A 4791-nucleotide genomic window follows, 5' to 3' on the forward strand; every position below is an offset into this window, starting at 1 on the left:
CAGTTTAAGAGGGCAAAAAAGCTCAAATGGATTCATTCTCCCTACGTTGGAGTTGATTCGCTGTTGATAGAAGAAGTCAAAAGGAGCGATGTAATCATTACGTGCTCAAGGGGTATCCACGCCTCTCAGGCTTCGGATCACGTTTTCGCTTTGATACTTGCTTTTGCAAGAAAACTTCCCGAACTGCTTGATGATCAGAGGAGGAAAGTGTGGAAAGTTAGACATCCAATTCCCTTCGAACCTTTAGACGAACTTGCAGGAAAAACGCTGGGAATAATCGGACTCGGAGCGATAGGAAGAGAGGTCGCAAGGAAGGGGAAATGCTTCAAAATGAAGGTTCTTGGAGTCAAGAAAAATCCGTCTAAGGTGAATTACGTTGATGAAGTTTACGGAATACATGAAAAGGACGAGGTGATTAGAAAATCGGATTACCTTGTGCTTTGCGTTCCGCTCACACCCGAAACGAGGAACATGATTGGAGAGCGGGAACTCAAACTTATGAAGAAGACAGCTTATCTAATAAACATCGCAAGAGGCGGAGTAGTGGATGAAAAAGCTCTCATAAAAGCTCTAAAGGAGAAGTGGATAGCCGGTGCTGCTTTAGATGTGGCTGAAGTGGAACCCCTCCCCAGAGATTCGGAGCTTTGGGAACTCGAAAACGTAATAATAACCCCCCACGTAGCTGGATCAACTCCCTATTACTGGGAGAGGGCAACCGACATTTTCATCGAAAATTTGAAGAGGTTTTTAAGGGGTGAGGAACTGATAAACGTCGTCGATAAAGACAGAGGATACTAAAACTCCGCGAACTCTTTCGTCAACTCTTTCAGCTCTGGGAGAACTTTTTCTATAACCTCCCTGCTTGGGATTACAAAAGCGTAAACAACCTTCGTCAATGGCGTAACGGAGAGGTGCTTTATCGAATTAACAGGCAATCTTTTGAGATATGCTAAGAGAACGTCAACGTCTCTCCTTCTTTTGTAGAATATCTGAAACTCTACGCTATTAACCCTTACGATCTCTTTTTTATATTCCACCTCGTCGTCTATTCCTTTTGTAAATCTGTAAACACCCTTTTTCACGGCGTGAACGTCTCCCTTCAGTTTGTATTTGCTCTTCACCACGAGAAATAATCTGTCCCCTCCAAGAATGATTTTCGAGATCGGAAGGTAGACTATGCTGTGCCTTGGAAGGAGGGTTAAAGTCGCTTCAACTTTTTCAATTACCGGATCGTCCACCTTGTATTCCGCTTTAAATCCTATGTATCCTCCGAGCCACGTGTAAAGCTGATCTTTCGGCTTTACGACCTCTTCAAGTGTTGTAACGTAATTCCTCATGAGCAAGAGATTTAGCTTTCTGCCATGAAAAAATTGAAGTGATGCAACTCCGGCAAAGATGACGAGAACTGCAAACAGATTAGAGAGGTCGAACATCTTCTCACTTCCTGCGAAAGGTTCCCACTTCAACTATTCTATACTTCATTCCAGTTTTTTCGAAAGCTCTTTCAATTTCCCTAACGATCGCTCCCACGATGAGATATGCAAGCGGAACGCAAGCTTTACAGCCTGGCATGGCTTTCAAAAAATTCACGTAAACGACTATCTCATCTTTTACCACTACACCTTCAACGAGTCCAAGATCGATTATGCTCTCTCCAGTTGTTGGCTCCTTCACATCCTTCAAAAGGTTGAGAATATCTTTAGCTCTCATCTTCGAGCACTTCTCCAATCATCTCCGAGATTTTCTCAAGACCTCCTAAACCTTTCGGTGATTCTTTAAAAAAGGGGATTTTAATTGTCTTTCCCATTTTTTCAGCTTCCTTGGTAAATTCGTTTTCGTTGACGAACTTATTTAGAATGACTCTCGAAAATTCAAGTCCGAAATCTTTTAAAACTATTGCTGCCCTCTTACCTTCGAGAATAGATAGTTCTTCGGGGTTTACCACGAGAATAATCGAGCATTTTTGCGAAAAAAAGTTTTTCAGGAACTCCATCATTTTTCTTTTCTTCTTTAACTCGTACATTATCTGGTCTTCCTCCTCTCTAACCGGAACACTCACCTCCCTTCCTTCAATTATGAAGCACATCTTTCCCATTACCTTCTCAATTGCCCTTCTCCTTTTTAGAATCTCCCTTCTTATCTCGATGAGTTTTTCTATCCATATCATTGCTGTATAGGGTAGCGTGAGCACTCTTACAGTTAAACCGGTTGGAGGCATGTCAAGCACAATGTAGTCGTACTCCATGGACGCTATTTCCACTAATCCCTCAAGTATGCTATATTCCTCTATCCCGGGTGAATATTTGAGGGTATCTATGTACTTGTCGAGATTTAGCACTTTCAAATACGTGTGCAAGCTCTTTATTTTTTCCGCTGTCCTCTTCAGGTAATCCTCTGCAAGCTGATTGGTGTCGATCTCCATTGCGTAAAGGTTCTCCTTTATCCTCTTCGGTTTACTGTCAAGATGAACTCCATGAACATCTCCAAGATTATGAGCGGGATCAAGAGACGTTACAAGAGTTTTTCCTTTCTTCGACAGCTTTAACGCTAATGCAGCACTGCAGGTAGTCTTTCCCACGCCACCTTTTCCCACAAACACAAACCCCTTCATTTTTACAGCTCAAAAAATTCCGCAATCCTTCCAACAGGATCGTCACTTCTTTCAGCGGAAATCCCAAGGATGTAGAGTTCCCTTGCCATGTGAGGCAACAGTTCGAGACTTAAAAATGCTGGTGGGGTGGGAAAACCTATGTAACTGCCGAAGAGTAGAAGGGAAAAGATATTTTCGAGTTCTCTCTCTTCTATTTTTATGAACTCAACTGATCTGCTTTTCACACCTTCGCTGAAACCCTCAAAAAAATTGAGGATATCCCGGAAGAGATTTCCAATCCTCATGCCGGTACCGCTACCTCTCTCTTCACCGCTCTGCCAAACTCGTAGAAAAGCATAAACGCCAGCAGAAGCTCTATGACAACTATCGTGTAAACTGCTGATGACGGTTTTACAACCACTATGAACCACACGTAAGCCAGTGTTACGGTAAGCCAGAGGAAGAGAGCTGGAGCGAGAACGAGATACCTCATTACCCCCTTCACCGCAAGAACGTTTCTAACCCACAAACCGGAAGTCATGAGAGCTATCGCTGCAAGCATCTGATTCGCTCCGCCAAAAGCTGGCCAGATTATTGTCCAGTTCCCGGTTTTAGCTAACCCAATCCCTATTGCCGCTGCAAGAAGTGAAGCTAGCCATCTGTTGCTTAACACTCTTCTTGCTGACTCGTCTTTTACGACCTCAGCAACTATTTCGCTCCACGTAAACCTTGCGAGTCTGTTTGTTGTGTCAAGAGTTGTTAATGCGAAAGCTGAAACCCAGAGTCCAGCAAAAACCGTTCCAATTTTGACGTCGACTCCAAAAGCATCAAACCAGCTCATTCCGTAGCTTTGGGCGAAAATTCCAACTTTTCCGAAGCTTTTCAGCATGGCAGTTATGTACGCTGTCCCAAGATAAGTAGGGTCGCTCAGCTTTGCAACCTCGATTCCCACCTCAGCAAGTTTTGATGCTGCTTGAGAGAGTAGGGACATTCCGTAAGCAGCTATAGATGTGACAACAAGCGTCGAAAGGAAACCTTCTGTAAGCATTCCCCCGTAACCTATCGTAAGTCCGTGGAGCTCGTTTGCTAACTGTTTCGATGTTGTTCCAGAAGCAACTATCGAATGGAATCCGGAGAGGGAGCCACAAGCGATAACGAGAGGCACTACTGGCCAGAAGGGTGAAGCTTTTCCACCAACGACGGTGGCTGAGAATGTCGTGTAAGCGGGCCATGTAATCTCTTTGTTGACAATTAAAAGTGCAACACCTCCAGCAATTAATCCAAACCAAAGTATCCATGCGTTAAGGTAATCTCTCGGCTGGAGGAGTACCCAGACCGGAAGCGATGCTGCAACAATTATATAGACGAAAAGGATCACATACCACGTGTCTGCTGTGAGGGATAACGGATACTGAAATCCAAGCCATATGCTGATTAAAAGGAGTGCGAGTCCTACAGCAGTCGATGGAATTATTCCAATTCTCGTTCTGTACATTAAAAAGCCAACAACAAGAGCTGAAGCTATGAAGAGTATTGAGGCCGTGGCAACTTGCGGAGTTTTAACGAAGATCGAATTTATTACAGCAGCGAAAGCGGCCACAACAAGAATCAAAACGAAGTATATGAACACTTGAAACATCAACGAGGTTCTCTTGCTCATGACTTTACCAGATATCCACTGAATGCTTCTCCCGTCGTATCTTACGGAGGCCATCAGAGACAGGTAATCATGAACCGCTCCGAGCAGAACATTTCCGAACCATATCCAAGCCAGTCCGGGAAGCCAACCCCATGCCATTGCTATTACTGGACCGACTATTGGAGCTGCTCCGGCTATCGATGCAAAGTGATGACCGAAAAGAACGGGTCTGTCTGCTGGAACGTAATCGATGCCGTCGTAAAGTCTTTTAGCGGGAGTTTCTCTGTTTGGGTCTGCCTTTACGACTTCTTTTTCAAGTTTCTTTCCGTAGGTAAAATACAGTATGGCGTATATAAGCAGTCCGAGTCCAATAATCACAGTCGTTGTTAGAGCCATTTCGACACCTCCAAGAATCAAACTTGCGATGATTAATCGTTATCTAATGTACTTAAAAATACCCTCGACCATGATCGAGCCGCACATTTATTTTAGAGGACTCGCAAACTAACTTCCGGTGAAACTCTTCGAAATCTCTGGGTTGAAAGAAGGGAGATTGATAAAG

General features: G+C 43.9%; 6 protein-coding genes. 1 reads left to right on the forward strand and 5 read right to left on the reverse strand.

What is annotated here, in order from left to right; all coding sequences use genetic code 11:
- Nucleotides 1-798, forward strand: a 798-nt coding sequence (locus tag F7C14_RS03940) for a D-2-hydroxyacid dehydrogenase (protein WP_290900142.1), incomplete at its 5' end; no start/stop codon positions are given.
- Here F7C14_RS03940 and F7C14_RS03945 read toward each other — a convergent pair.
- The 5 genes from F7C14_RS03945 to F7C14_RS03965 are packed head-to-tail and all read right to left on the reverse strand — an operon-like array spanning nt 795 to nt 4625.
- Complete coding sequence (locus F7C14_RS03945) at nt 795-1433, reverse strand: hypothetical protein (protein ID WP_290900144.1); 639 nt, start codon at nt 1431-1433, stop codon at nt 795-797. The genes F7C14_RS03940 and F7C14_RS03945 overlap by 4 nt on opposite strands.
- Nucleotides 1434-1437: 4 nt before the next feature.
- On the reverse strand, nt 1438-1710 hold the full coding sequence (locus F7C14_RS03950) for an iron-sulfur cluster assembly protein (protein WP_290900146.1): 273 nt from the start codon (nt 1708-1710) through the stop codon (nt 1438-1440).
- Complete coding sequence (locus F7C14_RS03955; RefSeq protein ID WP_290900148.1) at nt 1700-2611, reverse strand: ArsA family ATPase; 912 nt, start codon at nt 2609-2611, stop codon at nt 1700-1702. Before F7C14_RS03955 ends, F7C14_RS03950 begins: the two co-directional genes overlap by 11 nt.
- A gap of 2 nt (nt 2612-2613) precedes the next feature.
- Nucleotides 2614-2895 carry a hypothetical protein gene (locus F7C14_RS03960; RefSeq protein WP_290900150.1) on the reverse strand — a complete coding sequence of 94 codons (282 nt, stop codon included), beginning with the start codon at nt 2893-2895 and terminating at the stop codon, nt 2614-2616.
- Nucleotides 2892-4625 (reverse strand): carbon starvation protein A, encoded by a 1734-nt coding sequence (locus F7C14_RS03965; protein WP_290900152.1) that lies wholly within the window; start codon nt 4623-4625, stop codon nt 2892-2894. Before F7C14_RS03965 ends, F7C14_RS03960 begins: the two co-directional genes overlap by 4 nt.
- Nucleotides 4626-4791 lie beyond the last annotated feature (166 nt).

This window comes from Ferroglobus sp., from assembly GCF_015521575.1.
GTDB lineage: Archaea > Halobacteriota > Archaeoglobi > Archaeoglobales > Archaeoglobaceae > Ferroglobus.

Bases quoted from the DNA above. Each gene is read 5' to 3' on its own strand.
- F7C14_RS03945 (WP_290900144.1), bottom strand. From the start codon at position 1,433: ATGTTCGACCTCTCTAATCTGTTTGCAGTTCTCGTCATCTTTGCCGGA.
- F7C14_RS03950 (WP_290900146.1), bottom strand. From the start codon at position 1,710: ATGAGAGCTAAAGATATTCTCAACCTTTTGAAGGATGTGAAGGAGCCA.
- F7C14_RS03955 (WP_290900148.1), bottom strand. From the start codon at position 2,611: ATGAAGGGGTTTGTGTTTGTGGGAAAAGGTGGCGTGGGAAAGACTACC.
- F7C14_RS03960 (WP_290900150.1), bottom strand. From the start codon at position 2,895: ATGAGGATTGGAAATCTCTTCCGGGATATCCTCAATTTTTTTGAGGGT.
- F7C14_RS03965 (WP_290900152.1), bottom strand. From the start codon at position 4,625: ATGGCTCTAACAACGACTGTGATTATTGGACTCGGACTGCTTATATAC.